Annotated in this window: 15 protein-coding genes and 1 pseudogene; 9 read left to right on the plus strand and 7 right to left on the minus strand. The window is 72.0% G+C overall.

The annotated features are described in order from the left end of the window. Positions 1-9: 9 nt before the first annotated feature. Positions 10-1302, minus strand: a complete 1293-nt coding sequence (locus MVG78_RS06305) for an aspartate aminotransferase type Ic (protein WP_247559158.1) — start codon at positions 1300-1302, stop codon at positions 10-12. A gap of 279 nt (positions 1303-1581) precedes the next feature. On the opposite strand from MVG78_RS06305, the gene MVG78_RS06310 reads away from it, so the two are divergent. From MVG78_RS06310 to MVG78_RS06330, 5 genes and pseudogenes are all read left to right on the plus strand, one after another. Continuing rightward, complete coding sequence (locus tag MVG78_RS06310) at positions 1582-2340, plus strand: gamma-glutamyl-gamma-aminobutyrate hydrolase family protein (RefSeq protein ID WP_247559160.1); 759 nt, start codon at positions 1582-1584, stop codon at positions 2338-2340. A 26-nt stretch (positions 2341-2366) separates the two neighbouring features. Beyond that, positions 2367-3104, plus strand: a pseudogene (locus MVG78_RS06315) (pseudouridine synthase); the annotation flags it as partial. A 457-nt stretch (positions 3105-3561) separates the two neighbouring features. Then, a complete protein-coding gene (gene rsmD, locus MVG78_RS06320) occupies positions 3562-4128 on the plus strand; it encodes a 16S rRNA (guanine(966)-N(2))-methyltransferase RsmD (protein ID WP_247559162.1) in 567 nt (188 codons plus the stop codon). A gap of 546 nt (positions 4129-4674) precedes the next feature. After that, on the plus strand, positions 4675-5526 hold the full coding sequence (locus MVG78_RS06325; RefSeq protein WP_247559164.1) for an NAD-dependent epimerase/dehydratase family protein: 852 nt from the start codon (positions 4675-4677) through the stop codon (positions 5524-5526). An 8-nt stretch (positions 5527-5534) separates the two neighbouring features. Continuing rightward, entirely contained in the window at positions 5535-6380 is an 846-nt protein-coding gene (locus MVG78_RS06330; RefSeq protein WP_247559166.1) for an aldose epimerase family protein, read from the plus strand. Between the two features lie 228 nt (positions 6381-6608). Here the strand turns inward: MVG78_RS06330 and MVG78_RS06335 are convergent, their stop codons facing one another. Continuing rightward, entirely contained in the window at positions 6609-6935 is a 327-nt protein-coding gene (locus tag MVG78_RS06335) for a TIGR02300 family protein (RefSeq protein WP_247559168.1), read from the minus strand. Positions 6936-7081: 146 nt separating this feature from the next. Here MVG78_RS06335 and MVG78_RS06340 point away from each other — a divergent pair, with 146 nt between their 5' ends. Together MVG78_RS06340 and MVG78_RS06345 are read left to right on the plus strand one after the other, a co-directional pair. Continuing rightward, positions 7082-8425: a 3-phosphoshikimate 1-carboxyvinyltransferase gene (locus MVG78_RS06340; RefSeq protein WP_247559170.1), complete on the plus strand. Its 1344-nt coding sequence runs from the start codon at positions 7082-7084 to the stop codon at positions 8423-8425. 66 nt (positions 8426-8491) lie between these two features. Beyond that, entirely contained in the window at positions 8492-9157 is a 666-nt protein-coding gene (locus MVG78_RS06345) for a (d)CMP kinase (protein ID WP_247559172.1), read from the plus strand. 285 nt (positions 9158-9442) lie between these two features. Here MVG78_RS06345 and MVG78_RS06350 read toward each other — a convergent pair whose 3' ends face one another. Further along, a complete protein-coding gene (locus MVG78_RS06350; protein WP_247559174.1) occupies positions 9443-10084 on the minus strand; it encodes a cysteine hydrolase family protein in 642 nt (213 codons plus the stop codon). A 369-nt stretch (positions 10085-10453) separates the two neighbouring features. On the opposite strand from MVG78_RS06350, the gene rpsA reads away from it, so the two are divergent. Beyond that, positions 10454-12169, plus strand: coding sequence for a 30S ribosomal protein S1 (rpsA, locus tag MVG78_RS06355; protein ID WP_247559176.1), 1716 nt, complete (start codon positions 10454-10456; stop codon positions 12167-12169). Positions 12170-12306: 137 nt separating this feature from the next. On the opposite strand, the gene MVG78_RS06360 is transcribed toward rpsA, so the two are convergent. After that, on the minus strand, positions 12307-13065 hold the full coding sequence (locus MVG78_RS06360) for a helix-turn-helix domain-containing protein (RefSeq protein ID WP_247559178.1): 759 nt from the start codon (positions 13063-13065) through the stop codon (positions 12307-12309). 167 nt (positions 13066-13232) lie between these two features. On the opposite strand from MVG78_RS06360, the gene MVG78_RS06365 reads away from it, so the two are divergent. Next, positions 13233-14732 carry a sulfatase family protein gene (locus MVG78_RS06365; RefSeq protein ID WP_247559180.1) on the plus strand — a complete coding sequence of 500 codons (1500 nt, stop codon included), beginning with the start codon at positions 13233-13235 and terminating at the stop codon, positions 14730-14732. Between the two features lie 210 nt (positions 14733-14942). Here MVG78_RS06365 and MVG78_RS06370 read toward each other — a convergent pair whose 3' ends face one another. From MVG78_RS06370 to MVG78_RS06380, 3 genes are read right to left on the minus strand one after another with little or no spacing between them, the layout of a single operon-like run. Beyond that, positions 14943-15326: a hypothetical protein gene (locus tag MVG78_RS06370; protein ID WP_247559182.1), complete on the minus strand. Its 384-nt coding sequence runs from the start codon at positions 15324-15326 to the stop codon at positions 14943-14945. 8 nt (positions 15327-15334) lie between these two features. Next, the gene (locus MVG78_RS06375) at positions 15335-16132 is read right to left on the minus strand and encodes a GNAT family N-acetyltransferase (RefSeq protein ID WP_247560334.1); all 798 of its coding nucleotides are present in this window, start codon (positions 16130-16132) and stop codon (positions 15335-15337) included. A 47-nt stretch (positions 16133-16179) separates the two neighbouring features. After that, positions 16180-16647, minus strand: coding sequence for a Fur family transcriptional regulator (locus MVG78_RS06380; RefSeq protein ID WP_247559183.1), 468 nt, complete (start codon positions 16645-16647; stop codon positions 16180-16182). Between the last annotated feature and the right edge of the window lie 88 nt (positions 16648-16735).

A 16735-nucleotide genomic window follows, 5' to 3' on the forward strand; every position in this document is an offset into this window, starting at 1 on the left:
CGGCGCGGCTCAGGCGCGGCTGGCACGCGCCGCCGTCTCGGCCTCCAGCCCCGCCAGCAGCACGCAGAGGGCGATGCCCTCGGAGGCGAGGCGCACATTCTCCAGGCTGGGGAAGGTGGGGGCGAGGCGCAGGTTGCTGTCCTGCGGGTCGGCGCCGCCCGGCCAGGTGGAGCCGGCGGGGGTCAGGGCGAGGCCGGCCTCCTTCGCGAGGGCCACGACGCGCTTCGCCGTGCCGGGGCGGGCGTCGAGGCTGATGAAGTAGCCGCCCTCGGGCTTCGTCCAGCGGGCGACGCCGGTGCCGGCGAGGTGGGATTCCAGCGCCTCCAGAACCGCGGCGAATTTCGGCGCGATCAGGGCGCGGTGGCGTTCCATATGCGCGGCGATGCCGGCCTGGTCGCGCAGGAAGCGGACATGGCGGAGCTGGTTCAGCTTGTCCGGGCCGATGGTGCGCTTCCCGGCGGAGCGGAGGAACCAGGCGACATTGGCGGGGGAGGAGGCGAAGAAGGCGAGGCCGGCGCCGGCCAGCGTGACCTTGGAGGTCGAGGCGAAGACGAAGGCGCGGTCGGGGTTGCCGGCCTCGGCGCAGAGGTTGGTGATGTTGGCGATGGCGTGCCGCGTGCCGGTCAGGTGGTGGACGGCGTAGGCGTCGTCCCAGAACAGGCGGAAATCCGGGGCGCCGGTCTTCATGGCGGCGAGGCGGCGGATCACGGCCTCGGAATAGACCTCGCCGCTCGGGTTCGAATACCTGGGCACGCACCACATGCCCTTCACCGCCGGGTCGGCGGCGAGGCGCTCGACCTCCTCCATGTCCGGTCCCTCGCCGGTCAGCGGCACGGGGATCAGGCGGATGCCGTATTCCTCGCAGATCACGAAATGCCGGTCATAGCCGGGGACGGGGCAGAGGAAGGCGATGTCCTCTTCCTGGCCCCAGGGGCGGGTGCCGCCGGGGACGCCCTTCACCATCGACCAGAGCAAGGTGTCGTGCATCAGGGCGAGGGAGGAGTTGTCGCCGACCACGACCTGCGCCGGCGGCACGCCCAGGATGGGGGCGTAGAGGGCGCGGGCCTCGGCGATGCCCTGGAGGCCGCCATAGTTGCGGGCGTCCTCGCCGGCCTCGGTGGTGGTGTCGCCGTTGCCGGGCAGGGCGAGCATGGGCTCGGCGAGGGAGAGCTGTTCCGGCGCCGGCTTGCCGCGCGTCATGTCGAGCTTCAGGCCGCGCGCCTTGAAGGCGTCGTAGCCGGCCTGGATGCGGCCGCGCAGGGCCTGGAGTTCGGCGTCGCTCAGCTCGGCGATGGCGGGCATGTCCGGTTCCCTCTGGCTTCGTGCCGGTCGGGCCGGCCGCGGGATGCCTCTTAGCCAGTCGCGGGCGGTGCGGTGAAGCGCGGCCTCGTGGATTCCGTCATGCAGGGCCGTCGCGGTGGCGGGCATGGGCGCTTCAACCCGCTCCGATCCTGGTCTAGAGCAGGGGGCAAGGTCGCGGCCCGCCCGATGCGCCGGACCCGGCTCGCGGGCGCAGCCTCCGGAGCCTCTCCGCCTGTATCGGCTTCTGGTATCGGCTTTTGGCGCCTCCAAGGACTTCTCATGACCTCACGCCCCTTCATCGGCCTGACCCTGGATGCGGAGGAGGCCGGCGGCTGGTCCAACCTGCCCTGGTACGCCATCCGCCAGAACTACCTCTCCGCCGTGGCCGAGGCCGGCGGGATGCCCGTCGCGCTGCCGCATCTGCCGGAACTGGCGGAGGGCTATCTCGACCGGCTCGACGGGCTCGTGGTCACGGGCGGGGCTTTCGACGTGGACCCGGCGCTCTATGGCGCCACGGAGCGGCACGGGACGGTGACGCTGAAGGAGGTGCGGACCGCCTTCGAGCTGGCCATCCTGCGCGGGGCGCTGGCGCGGGACATCCCGGTGCTGGGCATCTGCGGCGGCGAGCAGCTCCTCGCCGTGGCGCTGGGGGGCACGCTGATCCAGCACATCCCGGATTCCGTCACCGATGCCCTGGCGCATGAGCAGCCGAACCCGCGCGACGAGCCGGGGCACGAGGTGGCGGTGGTGCCGGGCTCCCTGCTGGCGCGCGTCACGGGCGGCGCGGCGCGGCTGGCGGTGAACAGCTCGCACCACCAGGCGGTGGATTTCGCCGGGCCGGGCGTGGTGGTGAGCGGCACGGCGCCGGATGGCGTGGTGGAGGCGATCGAGCACCCGGGCTACCGCTTCTGCCTCGGCGTGCAGTGGCATCCGGAATATGCGGTGGACCCGCGCGACCCCGACATCTTCCGCGCCTTCGTGGCGGCCTGCCGCGAGGCCGCCCGCCAGCGCGCCGGGGCGGAGCGGGTGCCGGCATGACCGGGGACGAGATGCCCGGGGGCGAGATGCCTGGGGACGACGGCGAGGAAGGCGGCGGGGAGCGCGGCGAGCGCATCGCGCGCTTCCTGGCCCGGGCCGGGATCGCCAGCCGCCGCGCCGCGGAGGTGCTGATCGCGGAAGGGCGGGTAAAGCTGGGCGGCCGTGTGGTGGAGACGCCGGCCACCTTCGTCGCGCCCGGCGATGCGGTGACGGTGGACGGGCGGGTGGTCGCGGCGCCGGAGCACACGCGGCTGTTCCGCCACCACAAGCCGGACGGGCTGGTGACGACGCACAAGGACCCGCAGGGGCGGCCCACGGTGTTCGAGAAGCTGCCGGCGGGGCTGCCGCGGCTGATCTCGGTCGGGCGGCTGGATCTGAACAGCGAGGGGCTGCTGCTGCTGACCAATGACGGCGCGCTGGCCCGGAAGCTGGAACTGCCTTCCAACGGCTGGATCCGCCGCTATCGCGCCCGGGTGCATGGCCGGGTGGACGAGGCGGCGCTGGCCTGGCTGGCCAAGGGCATCACCGTGGAGGGCGTGAAGTATGGGCCGATCCAGGCGGGGCTGGATTCGCGGCAGGGGACCAATGCCTGGCTCACCGTCTCGCTGCAGGAGGGCAAGAACCGGGAGGTGCGGCGGGTGCTGGCGCATCTCGGGCTGCAGGTGACGCGGCTGATCCGCACGGCCTATGGCCCTTTCCAGCTCGGCAGCCTGCCGCGCGGCGCGGTCGAGGAGGTGAATGCCAAGACCATGCGCGACCAGCTCGGCCTCGATGTCGCGCCCCGCATCCCGCGCGGCCGCGACCTGGCGGGGCAGGCGGGCGACGCCCCGCCCGAACCGGAAGCCGAGAAGCGCCGCCGCCCGCCCCGCGCCCGCCGCGCCGGCGACCCCTACCTCAACCCCTGGGGCACCGGCCGCCGCCGCGGCGATTCCTGATGGGGGGCGCTTTCCGGTTCGGGCCGGGGAACCGGGAGGCTCTGCCTCCCGGACCCTTTGCTGAGGGAGGGGCCGCTCAGGGGCACAGTGTGCCCCCGAGGCCCCGCCATGAGCGCTCCGCGAGGAGGGGGATCGGGAAACCGGTCGCTTCTGGCACAACGGCAGCAATGCCCCCTCCTCGCGGAGCGCTCATAGGGTTCCCAGGGACCAACGTCCCTGGGCGGGAGGGGTCCGGGGAGGGCGGAGCCCTTCCCGGAGCGCACGGCCGAACCGGAAAGCGCCCCCCATGAGGATCGTGGCCGGGCGGTGGCGCGGGCGGCGGCTGGAGGCGCCGGCGGGGGCGGGGACGCGGCCGACGGCGGACCGGGTGCGGCAGGCGCTGTTCGACATGCTGTGGCATGCGCCCTGGGGCGGGCGGGAGAGGGTGGAGGGTGCGCTGGTGCTCGACGCCTTTGCCGGGACGGGGGCGCTGGGGCTGGAGGCGCTGTCGCGCGGCGCGGCGCGGGCCTGGTTCATCGAGCGGGACCGGGCGGCGCTGGCGGCGCTGCGGGCGAATCTGGCGGCCTGCCGGGTGGGGGAGGCGGAGGGGCGCGTCATCGCCGGCGACGCCACGCGCCCGCCCCGGGCCGAGGCCGCCTGCGGGCTGATCTTCCTCGACCCGCCTTATGGCGCCGGGCTGCCCGGGGTGGTGTTGCCCGCGCTGCGCGGGGCGGGCTGGGTGGCGCCGGGGGCGCTGTGCTGCCTGGAGATCGGCCGGGCGGAGGATGCGCCGGGCCTGCCGGGCTGGGAGATCCTGGCCGAGCGGGAGCATGGGGCCGCCAGGGTTCTGGTGCTGGGCGATACGGGGGGCTGATCGCGGGCTGGGCAGGTCCTGGCTTTTTGCGGGCGGGGATCGCGCGGGGCGTTGGCGGGGTGCGTGAACGATTTGTCAGGGCCGGCCCATGACCGGGTGAGGCGTGCGGGCGCAATGCTGCATTGCGCGGCCGGGCCCTGTCCGGCTGCCGCGGAAATCGGCGGCGGTCTATTCCCGGCAGATCGTCGTTCGACCGGTCGCCCCGTGAGGGGGGACCATTTCGAGCCGGCTGGGCCTCGGCCCAGCCGGCTCCTTTTCTGTCCGGGCCCCGGTTTCCCTTTTCGGACGGCTTCGTGGCGGGGCGATCTGCCTGCGCGCGGTGGCGTGGACCTGCGCCTGGGGCCGCGGCCGCCGGAGCCCGCGCTTGCGGTGGCCGGGTATCGCCGGATGCCTGATGGCCGATGCGGGCGGATTCGGCGCGGCCGGGGGCCTTCACGCACCGGGCTGGCCGCGCGAGGATAGGGCCAATGGCCCTGGGTCCAGTCGCCACCGGACCAGGGCCGCACAGAGGCCGCCCCACGGGCACCGTCCAGGAGATTTCCGCGCATGAGCATTCCGTCCAAGCCTGTCCTGCTGACCGGCGCCTCCGGCAATCTGGGCCGCATGCTGGCGCGGGAACTGGGGGCCAAGGGCTGGACCCTGCGGCTGACCGACCTGACGCCCTTTCCCGACCCGCTGCCGGAGGGGGCGACGTTCACCCGCATGGATCTGGCGGATGGCGTCGCGCTGCTGAAGCTGGCGGAGGGATGTGGTGCCATCCTGCATTTCGGCGGGGCGAGCACGGACCTGCCCTTCGAGACGGTGATCGGGCCGAATCTGCGCGGCGTCTATCATGTCTATGAGGCGGCGCGGCGCGAGAAGGCGCGGGTGATCTTCGCTTCCTCCAACCATGCCATCGGCTTCCACGAGCGCCCGGGCCTGGGAGGGACCGGGAACGAGGCGAAGCTGGACGCGGACTGCGCCTTCCGGCCCGACAGCTTCTACGGGCTGAGCAAGTGCTATGGCGAACTGATGGGGCGGCTGTACTGGGACAAGCATGGCGTCGAGAACGTCAATGTCCGCATCGGCTCCTCCTTCGACGAGCCGGTGGATGCGCGGATGCTGTCCACCTGGCTGAGCTATGGCGACCTCGCGCGCATGATGGAATGCGCGGTGCTGGCCGAGCGCACGGGGCATTGCGTGATCTGGGGCGCCTCCGACAATCCGGCGAGCTTCTGGGGCCAGGACCACCGCGACCGCATCGGCTGGAAGCCGGAGGACAGCGCGGAGCCTTTCCGCGACCGGGTGGGCGGCAAGAAGGCCGATCCGGTGTCCGAACGCTATCAGGGCGGCGGCTATACCGCCGCGGGCTATAGCCGGGAGACGCCGAGCCCGCGCGACCAGTTCGACCCCGGCTGAGCGGCGCCGTGATCCGTCTCGAGGCGGGCGGCTGGCAGGCGGTGCTGCTGCCGGAGCAGGGGGCCTGTTTCGCCAGCCTGCGCTGCGATGGCCAGGACGTGCTGGCGCCGGTGCCCGCCGGCGTCCTGCCGGTGGGCAGCCAGGCGGGGGCCTTCCTGATGCTGCCCTGGTGCAACCGCCTGGGCGACGGGCTGCTGCGCTGGGATGGGGGGGAGCATCATTTCCCGATCAACGACCTGCGCGGGCACAACGCCATCCATGGGCTGGGGCGGGACCAGCCCTGGGCGCTGCTGCGGCACGATGCCGCCAGCCTGCGGCTGGAGCAGCGGATGGAGGAGCCGGACCAGCCCTATCGCTATCACGCGGTGCTGGATGTCGCGCTGACGGAGGCGGGGCTGCGGCTCGGGCTCGCCATCACCAACACGGCCGGGGCGGCGATGCCCTTCGGCACGGGGTGGCATCCCTGGTTCGCGCGGCGGCCGGGGACGCGGGTGCGGTTCCGGGCGCGGCATCTGGTGCGCACGGATGCGCGGGGCCTGCCGGCCGCCACGGAGGAGGTGGCGGAGGTTTCGGGCGGCGAGGAGGTCTGGCTGGGGCAGGACCGGCACTATGCCGGCTGGGACGGGGGGCTGGACCTCGACCTGGGCGGGATGGGGCTGCGGCTGGCGGGGGAGGGTCGCTGGGCGGGCAACCTGCAGTTCTATGCCCCCAACGCACCGCAGGTCCTGTGCCTGGAGCCGGTGAGCCATGCCACCGACCTGCCCAACCGCGCCTTCCTTGTCCCCTATGGCGACATGGACTGGCTGCCGCCCGGGGGCAGGATGGAAGGGGGCGTTTCCCTGACCCTGCGCTGAGGCGGCGGGGGACGCGGAGGACCGGGGCCATGAAGACCGGGGCCATGAAGACCGGGGCTGCCAGGGCGGGCAGCGCCATGAAGCGCGCGTGGGGCCGGGCCGCCGCCGGTGCCTCGCCGCGCCGTACGGCCGGCGGCCGGGGCGGCACGGCGGGCCGGAAGCGCTGACAGCAAAACGCCGCCGGCGGGGTGCCGGCGGCGTGTAAGCCTCGCGGATCGGGTGGAGGGCTCAGCCCTCCTCGTCGTTCTCGCTCTCGACGCCGATTTCCTCGCCGAGATCCTCGTCCGCGTCCTCCAGATCCTCGGCATCCTCCAGCCCGGTATCGGTGTCGGCGTCCTCGAGGTCCGTGTCGTCCGTCTCGGCCTCCGTGCCCGGCGTCACCGCGCGCTTGCGCAGCTTGTCATCGACCGGGGCGGCCGGGCGGCGCAGGCGGGGCTGCTCGGCCGGCTGCTCGGTGCCGCATTTCGGGCAGACGGCGGGCGTGCGGGCAAGGTCGTAGAACTTCGTGCCGCAGGCCACGCAAACGCGTTTGGTGCCCAGTTCGGGTTTGACCATGGATGGAGTCGTCCTGGTTTCGACCGACGTCCGCTCAGGCCCCGCGCTTGCCGCGGAGCCTTGGGGGCCGGGCTTCAATGAGGGCGCGCGATTGCCACGCACCCCCTCGCGTGTCAAACGCGCAATCCATGCGGGACACCTGCCAGATGCTCAGGCCGCTGCGTGCGGCCTCCCCCGCCGCCTCTTCCGCCGCCTTTCTGGGCCAGGGGCTCGCGGGCGAGATCCGCGTGCCCGGCGACGGGGCGATCGGCCACCGCGCCCTGATCCTGGCGGCCCTGGCCGTGGGCGAGAGCCGCATCGAGGGCCTGCCGGAGCGCGAGGACATCCGCCGCACCGCCGCCGCCCTGCGCGCCCTGGGGGCGAGGGTGGAACAGGTTGGTCCTGGCCTCTGGCGCGTCGTGGGGCGCGGGGTGGGTGGGCTGGTGGAGCCCGGGGACATCCTCGAACTGGGCGGTTCCGGCGATGTCGCGCGGCTGTTCTGCGGGTTGCTCGCGGGCCATCCGCTTTTCGCGGTGCTGACCGGCGATGCCGCATTGCGCCGGCGGCCCATGGGGCCGGTGACCGGGGCGCTCGCCGCCTGCGGGGCGCGTTTCGCCGCGCGCGGGGCGGGGTTCCTGCCGCTGGCGGTGGAGGGGGCGCGGCTGGCCCTGCCGGCGGAGCACCGCCTGACCCTGGCCTCGGCCCCGGTGAAGTCCGCGCTGCTGTTGGCCGGGCTCTGCGCCCGGGGCGTGACGCGGGTGGAGGAGCCCGGGAGCAGCCACGACCATACCGAGAACCTGCTGCGCCATTTCGGCGCCCGGCTGCGCGTGTCGCCGCAGGGGGAGGGGGAGGGACAGGGAAGGCTGATCGAACTGGAAGGGCAGCCGGAGTTGAGTGCCGCGCCGGTTTCCGTGCCGGGCGACCCGTCGCTGGCCGGTTTTCCGCTGGTGGCGGCGCTGCTGGTGCCGGGGTCGCGGGTGACGGTGCGGGGCGTCTGCCTCAATCCGCTGCGCAACGGCCTTCTCGCCACGCTGCGCGAGATGGGGGGCGGGTTCGCCGTGGCCGGTGAGCGCGTCGAGGCGGGTGAGCCGGTGGGCGATGTCACCGCCACGCATTCCCCTTTGCGCGGCGTGGATGTCCCGGCCGGGCGGCTGGCCGGTGCCGGGGCGCTGCTGGCGGTGGCCGCGGGCTTCGCCACGGGCACGAGCCGCATCCGGGGTCTGGAGGCTGGGGAACTCGCGTCCCTCGCCGCGCTGCTGGCCGGGAACGGTGTGGCGGCGGAGGCTGGGAGTGGCGAGCTGATCATCCGCGGCAATGGTGCCTCCGTGCCCGGCGGCGGCCGGTTGGATTCCGGGGCGCAGCCTCGTCTGGCGATGAGCGCACTGGTCCTGGGCCTGGCGGCGGAGATGCCTGTGACCGTGGCGGACAGTGCCGGCATCGACAATGTTTTCCCGGGGTTCGCCGAAGCGATGAATCGCATGGCGGGCGGGGACGCCATCGCGCCCCTTTGACCGGCGTGGTATGATGCGGCGCACAAATCCTGTAGGGTGCCGCAACCAGAACGGGAGCAGATCCGGATGACCGCCACCGAGACCCTTGCCGCCGGAACCCGGGCGATCATCGCCGTGGACGGCCCGGCCGCCGCCGGCAAGGGCACGCTGGCCCGCCGTCTCGCCACGGCGCTGGACCTGCCTTACCTTGATACCGGCCTGCTCTATCGCGCCACGGCGCGGCGCCTGATCGACGAGGGCGGCGATCCGGGGGATGCCCGGGCCGCCGAGGCGGTGGCGCGGGCCCTGGAGCCGGGCGATCTCGGCCGGGCCGGCCTGCGCGCGCCGGACACCGATAACGGGGCCAGCCAGGTCGCGGCCATTCCCGGCGTGCGGGCCGCGCTGCTCGATTTCCAGCGCCAGTTCGGGCGGGCCAATGGCGCCGTGCTGGACGGGCGCGACATCGGCACCGTGGTCTTTCCCGATGCGCCGGTGAAGCTCTTCGTCACCGCCAGTCCCGAAGCGCGTGCCGAACGCCGTTGGAAGGAGCGCCAGGCGCGGGGCGAGGATGTTTCCCTGGCGGCGGTGACCGCCGAGATGGCCGCCCGCGACGCCCGCGACGCCTCCCGCGACACGGCCCCCATGAAGCCCGCCGAGGACGCGATCCTCCTCGACACCACCACCCTCGACGCCGATGCCGCCTACGCCCAGGCCCTCCACCTCGTCCGCCAGCGCCTCGGCCTCATCGGCTGAGGGGGGGTGCTGGGGGGATCGGGCGTGGCGCTCCGGGAGGCTCTGCCTCCCGGACCCTTTGCTGAGGGAGGGGCCGCTCAGGGGCACAGTATGCCCCCGAGACCCCGCCATGAGCGCTCCGCGAGGAGGGGGTACAGGAAACCAGTCGCCAGATGGCGCAACGGCGGTCGAAGCCCCCTCCTCGCGGAGCGCTCATAGGGTTCCCAGGGACTAACGTCCCTGGGCGGGGTGTCCAGAGGGGCGGAGCCCCTCTGGCCCCGTCCGGATCACCTCCAGGGCACCCCCTCAGCGGGTGTAGGCGTGGGAGGTGTTGGCGGCGGGGGTGGAGCCGGCGAGTTCGGCCAGGAAGGCGTCGTGGGTCATGGGGCGGGAGAACATGGGGTAGTTCTTCTCCACGGCGAGGCGCTGTTCCTCCTCGCTGACCGTGGCGGTGCAGTCGGTGAGGGTGACGACCTCGAAGCCCTTCTCGTAGCCGCTGCGCATGGTGGATTCGACGCAGCAGTTGGTCAGGAAGCCACCCAGGGCCAGGGTCTCCACGCCGCGCTGGCGCAGGATGAAATCCAGGTTGGTGCTGGCGAAGGCGTCGAGGCCGCGCTTGCCCTCCAGCACGATGTCGGTGGGCTCGGGCGTGAGTTCCCCGGTGATCTCGGCGCCCCAGCTTCCCTTGCGGAAGGCCTGGCTGTCCACCACGCCCTTGAGGATGCCGTAGGGCTTCGGGTTCAGCTCCGGATAGCCCTCGGCGAAGGAGATGGGGGACCAGACGATCAGGGCGCCCATCTCCCGCGCGCGGCGCACCGTCTCGACCGTGTGGCCGAGCATGCCGGTGCTCTGCATCACCGGCTTCACCGCCTCGTGGAGGGCGCCGCCCTCGGTGGTGAAGTCGTTCTGGTACTCGATGAGGACGAGAGCGGTCCTGGCGGGGGTCATGCGCGTGCTCCTGAACGGGGGGGATGCGACAGGAGACATGGTGTGCCGCCGGCCCGGCCGAAGGGAAGGGCGGAGCGGGGGAGGGGCCACGCTTTCCCTTGACCGGATCGTTGCGCGGGGAGTAAAAGCCGGATCGTCGCGGGGGAAGGTTTTCTCCCGCGTGCTCGTGCTGCGGTTTCCGGAACCGGAACGGTTTTGCCGGCAAGGTTCCCTGGAGCATCACCACGGGTCTCATCCCCCCACGGTCCGGCCAGGCCGGGCAAGACGTGTCGGTCCCGGCTGCTCGCTGAAGCGGAGCCGGAGGTCGGGGCGCAGGCCCAGCGGCCCCTTCCCCCCGAAGGCGCCGCCGTTTCAGGAACAGACAACTACATGGCATCTGCCACCACCCTCGACCGCGCCGCGGCTTCCGAGGATTTTGCTGCCCTCCTCGACGAGACCCTCGGCGCTGACACCGGCTTCGCCGGCTCCGTCGTCACCGGCCGCGTCATCCGCGTGGACGACGACGTCGCCGTCGTCGATGTCGGTCTCAAGAGCGAGGGCCGCGTCCCGCTGCGCGAGTTCGCCCCCCAGGGCCAGAAGGCCGAGGTCAAGCCGGGCGACACCGTCGAGCTGTTCGTCGAGCGCTATGAGGACAAGGACGGCTCCATCGTCCTGTCGCGCGAGAAGGCCCGCCGCGAGGAGGCCTGGACCAACCTGGAGAAGCAGTTCCAGGCCAACAACCGCGTGAACGGCACGATCTTCGGCCGCGTCAAGGGTGGCTTCACCGTCGATCTCGGCGGCGCCGTGGCCTTCCTGCCGGGCTCGCAGGTCGATATCCGCCCGGTGCGCGATGTCGGGCCGCTGATGGGCTCCCCGCAGCCCTTCCAGATCCTGAAGATGGACCGCGCCCGCGGCAACATCGTCGTGAGCCGCCGCGCGGTTCTCGAGGAGACGCGTGCGGAGCAGCGCAGCGAACTGATCCAGGGCCTGAAGGAAGGCATGGTGCTCGACGGCGTGGTGAAGAACATCACCGACTACGGCGCCTTCGTGGATCTGGGCGGCGTGGACGGGCTGCTGCACGTCACCGACATCGCCTGGCGTCGCATCAACCACCCCTCCGAGGCCCTGACCATCGGCCAGCAGGTCAAGGTGCAGGTCATCCGCTTCAACCCCGAGACGCAGCGCATCTCGCTCGGCATGAAGCAGCTGATGGCCGATCCGTGGGAGGGTGTGGCCGTCAAGTATCCGGTGAACGCCAAGTTCTCCGGCCGCGTGACGAACATCACCGACTACGGCGCCTTCGTGGAGCTGGAGCCGGGCGTCGAGGGTCTGGTCCATGTCTCCGAGATGAGCTGGACCAAGAAGAACGTCCATCCGGGCAAGATCGTCGCCACCTCCCAGGAGGTCGAGGTGATGATCCTGGACGTGGACGAGCCGAAGCGCCGCATCTCGCTGGGCCTGAAGCAGGCGCAGGGCAACCCCTGGGACCAGTTCCTGGAGCAGCACCCGCCGGGTTCGACCGTCGAGGGCGAGATCCGCAACATCACCGAGTTCGGCCTCTTCATCGGCCTGGGCCCGGATCTGGACGGCATGGTCCACATGTCCGACCTGTCCTGGGAGCTGACCGGCGAGCAGGCCATGGCCAACTACCACAAGGGCGACACCGTCCAGGCCAAGGTGCTGGACGTGGATGTCGAGAAGGAGCGCATCTCCCTCGGCATCAAGCAGCTCCAGTCCGACCCGGCCGCCGAGGTGCTGGACCGCGTCCGCAAGGGTGACGTCGTCACCGGCGTGGTGACGAAGGTCGAGGCCAACGGCATCGAGGTGAAGGTCGAGGACATCCTCACCGGCTTCATCCGCCGCGCCGAGCTGGCCCGCGACCGCAACGACCAGCGCCCCGAGAAGTTCGCGGTGGGCGAGAAGGTCGATGCCAAGGTGGTCATGGTGGACCGTGCGGCCCGCCGCCTGAGCCTGACCATCAAGGGCAAGGAGGTCGAGGAGGAGCGCGAGGCGGTGCGCGAGTACGGCACCTCCGACAGCGGTGCCTCGCTGGGCGACATCCTGGGTGCCGCGATCCGTCGCCGCAACCAGATGACCGAGGACTGATCCTCCGCCTCACGGCGAAGGTCACGGGAACGCCCCGGGGAGAGATCCCCGGGGCGTTTCGCGTTTGCGGGGGGGCCTTGTGCCTGGCCGCCGGGAGAGAGGCAGCGCCTTCCCCAGGGCCGGACGCGCAACCGGTGTCAGCCGCCGGGCGGGGCGGCGAGGGCGGCGAGTTCCGCGGCGGCGTCCCGGAGGCGGGGGAGGTGCTGCCGGACGAAGCGGGGCCGGTCCATGGCCGTGCTGTGCCAGACGATGTTGATGCAGCCGAGCAGGGCGGGGCCGGTGCCGATCGGCACGGCGATGCCCATGTCGCCCGCCCGGCGGGGATTGCCGCGCCGGATATGGCTGCTGGTGCGGTGGCCATAGCCATCCTCCAGCGTCTCGCGGATGCCGCGTGCCGTTTCCTCCGGGCTCGCTCCCCAGGGTGGGGGCGGGGCCTGGTCCTGCCATGCGGCGCGGGCCTCGGCGGTGCTCCAGGCGAGCCAGGCGCGGCCGAGGCCGCTGGTGGCCATCGGGACGCGCAGGCCCTGCGGCACCGCCTCGAAGCCGAAGGGCGAGAGGAGGCGGGAGCTTTCCACGATCTCCATGCCGCCCTGGCGGAACAGGCCGATATCCGAGGGCCAGCGCACGTCCTGGCACAGGGCGCGGAGTACGGGGGCGGCGGCCGCGAGCAGCCGGGCGCGGTGGCGGTCCTCCGCCGTGGCGGTGGGGGTGGTGGCGCGCCAGAGCCCGTCGGCGAGGCGGCGATGGGCGAAGCCCTCCTCCTCCAGCGTGCGGAGCAGGCGCAGCAGCGTGGGCTTGGCCAGGCCGGTGGCGCGGTTCAGCGCATCGAGCGAGAGGGGTGGGCCGGCTTCCAGCACCCGCAACACGGCGAGACCGCGCGAAAGCGCCCTGACCATTTCCGGAACCTCCCTGCCGCCAGAGATTCCACAGGGTGGAAGGCGTGCGCAATCCGTTTGCGGGCGGGGGCCGTCCTGCGGCATGGGCAGGGCCGCGCGCCCCCGGACGTGACCATGCGGGGGGCAAGGAACGGAGCCCGGGACAGGGCTCGCGAGGAAAGGGAAGGATGCGGATGCCACCGATCAGCCGCCGGGACCTGTTGATGTCGGCCGCCGCCGTGCCGGTGGCCGGGGCGGCCGCTGCGGCCCAGCCCGCCGTCACGCGGCCGAACATCGTCTTCATCATCGCCGACGACATGGGCTATGCGGACGTGTCCTGCTATGGCCGCCCGGACATGGCGACGCCGAATGTCGACCGGATCGCGGCACAGGGCACGCGCTTCACCCAGGGCTATTCCAACTCGCCGGTCTGCAGCGCCTCGCGCGTCGCCATCATGACCGGCCGCTACCAGCTTCGCCTGCCGGTGGGGCTGGAGGAGCCGATCTCGGGCACGACGCGCAAGGGCATCGGCCTGCCGCCGGAGCATCCGACCCTGCCCTCCCTGCTGAAGAAGGCGGGCTATGGCACCACGCTGGTCGGCAAGTGGCATCTGGGCAGCCTGCCGGATTTCGGGCCGCACCAGAGCGGGTACGACCACTTCTATGGCTTCCGGGGTGGGGCGATCGACTATTTCCTCCATACCGGGCGGAACGGCTCGAAGGATTTCTGGGAGGAAGACGAACGGATCGAGCCGGAGGGCTATGCCACCACGCTGCTGGGCGACCGGGCGGTGCGCGTGGTCGAGGGCTATGCGCGGACGCGGCAGCCCTTCCTGCTGAGCCTGCATTTCAACGCGCCGCACTGGCCCTGGGAGGGGCCGGATGACCGGGCGGAGGCGGAGCGGCTGCGGGGCAAGGACCCGGCGAGCTGGGATGCCGGATCGCAGGAGACCTATCGCCGCATGATCGCGGAGATGGACCGGCAGATCGGGCGGGTGATGGAGGCGCTGGAGAAGAACGGGCTGGCGCGCGACACGATCATCATCTTCACCAGCGACAATGGCGGCGAGCGCTTCGCGGATACCTGGCCCTTCTCCGGCCACAAGACGGAGCTGCTGGAAGGCGGGCTGCGGGTGCCGGCCATCATCTCCTGGCCCGCGCGCATTCCGGCGGGGCGGGTGAGCGAGCAGGTGACGGCGAACATGGACTGGATGCCCACGCTGCTGGCCGCGGCCGGGGCGGCGCCGGACCCGCGGTACCCGCCCGACGGCATGAACCTCCTGCCGCATCTGGCGGAGGGGGCGCCGGCCGTGGAGCGGCAGCTCTTCTGGCGCTACAAGTCGCTGTGGCAGCGCGCGGCCCGCATCGGCGACTGGAAGTACCTGAAGATGCTGGACAACACCTTCCTCTTCAATGTCGTCGCGGACCCGCTGGAGCGCGCGAACATGAAGGAGCGGGAGCCGGAGGTCTATCGCCGGCTGGTGGCGGCCTGGGATGCCTGGAACGGCACGATGCTGCCGGAGGTGGCGCACAGCTTCACCGAGGATATCGACGGATCGCAGATGGCGAGCCAGTTCGGCACCCGCCCGAGCAGCGGGGTGCCCGATCCCACCCTGCCGGGCTCCGAACCGCCGGCCGGACAGGCGGTCTCGCCCTTCCTGGAACCGAAGGGGGCGGGCAAGCCCTGATCCTCAGGGGGCTCCCTCCGGTGGCCCGGGGGAAAGGCGCTGCCTTTCCCCCGATGCCCCTGACCGCCAGGAGCCCGTGGCTCCTGCACCTTTCTTTCGCTGGCATCCTGCTGATGCCGGGACGCCATGTTTCCCGGCGACTGCCGGTGCCGCCAGCGTGGGCGTGATGTTTTCTTCTTTCCGGTGCGCGGAGTGGGGGCGGGGCGCGTATCAGCTCCGGCGCAGGGCGTTGCCGTAGAAGACCAGGATGCTGCGGTTGAGCAGCAGGATCTGCTGGCGCGTCAGGGGCAGGGGGCCGCAGCGCGGATCGAGGAAGGCGCGGCGCAGCTCCTCGTAGAGCGGGCGCAGCTCCTGCCGCATGGGCGGGCGGCGGTAGGCGGGGCGGACGGCCAGCACGCGGCCGGAGGCGTCCACCTGGACCTCGAATTCCAGCACCGCATCCGGCGGCACGGGCACGTCCCCACGGCAGGGGGCGATGTGCCGGATCAGGGTTTCGATGAGTTGCGCCGAGGGATCGTCGGGGGCCCCCTGCGCCCGGGCGGTGGCCGGGAGGAAGGGGAGCAGGAGCAAGGGGACGAGGGCGCGGCGGCGCATGGCCGGGTCTATTCCGAGCTCCAGCCCGCCTTGCGCTCGTAGTGCTTGAAGTATTTTTCCGTCACCTGGTCGGTCTTCACCACGACGCAGACATCGGTGGTGTTGAACTGCCGGTCCACCACGGCACCATCGCCGACGAAGCCGCCGAGGCGCAGATAGCCCTTCACCAGTGGCGGCAGGTCCGCCAGCGCGTGGCGGCCGACCTGCGACGGGTCGAGACGCACCATGTTCTCGTAGCGGTCCGGCAGGGCGCGGGGGCGCAGGTGCGGCGGCGCCATGTGGTTGAGGGCGAGATAGGTGAGCTGTTCCGCCAGCGCGTCCAGATCCGTGCCGGGCAGGGAGGCGCAGCCGAACATCACCTCGACACGGTGCTTGTGCACATAGGCGGCGATGCCGCGCCAGAGGAGTTGCAGGCTGCCGCGCGTGCGGTGGTTCTCCCCGACGCAGGAGCGGCCGAGTTCGAGGATCTGGCCCGGCAGGTCCAGCAGCGGGGTGATGTCGTATTCATCGGCGGAATAGAAGCGGCCGATCAGCGCCGCGGCCTCGCGCCGGATGAGGCGGTAGGTGCCGACCACCGATTCCGGACCTTCGCCGAGGCTGTGGTCCACCACCAGCAGGTGGTCCGCCACCGCGTCATAGGCATCGACATCGCGGCCGGGGCGCATGTCCGGCGTGGGGCGCGCGCCCATTTCCTCGTAGAAGATCTTCCAGCGCAGTGCCTGGGCGGCCTCGATTTCCCAGTCATGGGCCGCGATCCGCACGCCGAGCTCGCCTGCGCGCAGTTCTCCGAAGCCGGCATCGGTCATGAGAGGGGGGCCATGGAATTTGTCACGGATCACCCCCTGGACCACGCTCATCCCTCGCCGTCCGTATCCCGTTGCCGCGCCACGGACTCGCCCTTGGGCTTGCGGCCGAAGAGTTCCAGGCGCTGGCCGATCAGGGAGAAGCCGAGCCGCGCGGCGATCTCCTGCACCAGGCGTTCGTGCGCGGCGTCCTCGAACTCGATCACCTTGCCCGAGTCGACATCGATCAGGTGGTAGTGGTGGCCATGGTCCGTCGGCTCGTAGCGGGCGCGGCCGCCACCGAAGTCATGGCGCTCCAGGATGCCCTTTTCCTCCAGCAGCCGGACGGTGCGGTAGACGGTGGCGATGGAGACCTTGGAGTCGATGGCGAGGGCGCGGCGGTACACTTCCTCGACATCCGGGTGGTCCTGGGCCTCGCTCAGCACGCGCGCGATCAGCCGGCGCTGGCCGGTCATCTTGAGCCCGCGTTCGACGCAAAGGCGCTCGATGCGGGAGGGGTCTGGGCGTGCTGCGTCCATGCGTCCGTTCTAGTCTTGTCCCCGGCGGAGCGGGAAGTGCCGGCCGGGCGGCACAATACCCACCCCTGGCCCTCCACGGCAAACATGA

Origin of the sequence: Roseomonas gilardii subsp. gilardii (genome assembly GCF_023078375.1) — a bacterium.
Taxonomy (GTDB): Bacteria; Pseudomonadota; Alphaproteobacteria; order Acetobacterales; family Acetobacteraceae; genus Roseomonas; species Roseomonas gilardii.

What these genes read in the sequence shown, in the direction of transcription:
- MVG78_RS06305 (WP_247559158.1), bottom strand. Translation starts at nt 1,302, where the DNA reads ATGCCCGCCATCGCCGAGCTGAGCGACGCCGAACTCCAGGCCCTGCGC.
- MVG78_RS06310 (WP_247559160.1), top strand. Translation starts at nt 1,582, where the DNA reads ATGACCTCACGCCCCTTCATCGGCCTGACCCTGGATGCGGAGGAGGCC.
- rsmD (WP_247559162.1), top strand. Translation starts at nt 3,562, where the DNA reads ATGAGGATCGTGGCCGGGCGGTGGCGCGGGCGGCGGCTGGAGGCGCCG.
- MVG78_RS06325 (WP_247559164.1), top strand. Translation starts at nt 4,675, where the DNA reads ATGAGCATTCCGTCCAAGCCTGTCCTGCTGACCGGCGCCTCCGGCAAT.
- MVG78_RS06335 (WP_247559168.1), bottom strand. Translation starts at nt 6,935, where the DNA reads ATGGTCAAACCCGAACTGGGCACCAAACGCGTTTGCGTGGCCTGCGGC.
- MVG78_RS06340 (WP_247559170.1), top strand. Translation starts at nt 7,082, where the DNA reads ATGCTCAGGCCGCTGCGTGCGGCCTCCCCCGCCGCCTCTTCCGCCGCC.
- MVG78_RS06345 (WP_247559172.1), top strand. Translation starts at nt 8,492, where the DNA reads ATGACCGCCACCGAGACCCTTGCCGCCGGAACCCGGGCGATCATCGCC.
- MVG78_RS06350 (WP_247559174.1), bottom strand. Translation starts at nt 10,084, where the DNA reads ATGACCCCCGCCAGGACCGCTCTCGTCCTCATCGAGTACCAGAACGAC.
- rpsA (WP_247559176.1), top strand. Translation starts at nt 10,454, where the DNA reads ATGGCATCTGCCACCACCCTCGACCGCGCCGCGGCTTCCGAGGATTTT.
- MVG78_RS06360 (WP_247559178.1), bottom strand. Translation starts at nt 13,065, where the DNA reads ATGGTCAGGGCGCTTTCGCGCGGTCTCGCCGTGTTGCGGGTGCTGGAA.
- MVG78_RS06365 (WP_247559180.1), top strand. Translation starts at nt 13,233, where the DNA reads ATGCGGATGCCACCGATCAGCCGCCGGGACCTGTTGATGTCGGCCGCC.
- MVG78_RS06370 (WP_247559182.1), bottom strand. Translation starts at nt 15,326, where the DNA reads ATGCGCCGCCGCGCCCTCGTCCCCTTGCTCCTGCTCCCCTTCCTCCCG.
- MVG78_RS06375 (WP_247560334.1), bottom strand. Translation starts at nt 16,132, where the DNA reads ATGACCGATGCCGGCTTCGGAGAACTGCGCGCAGGCGAGCTCGGCGTG.
- MVG78_RS06380 (WP_247559183.1), bottom strand. Translation starts at nt 16,647, where the DNA reads ATGGACGCAGCACGCCCAGACCCCTCCCGCATCGAGCGCCTTTGCGTC.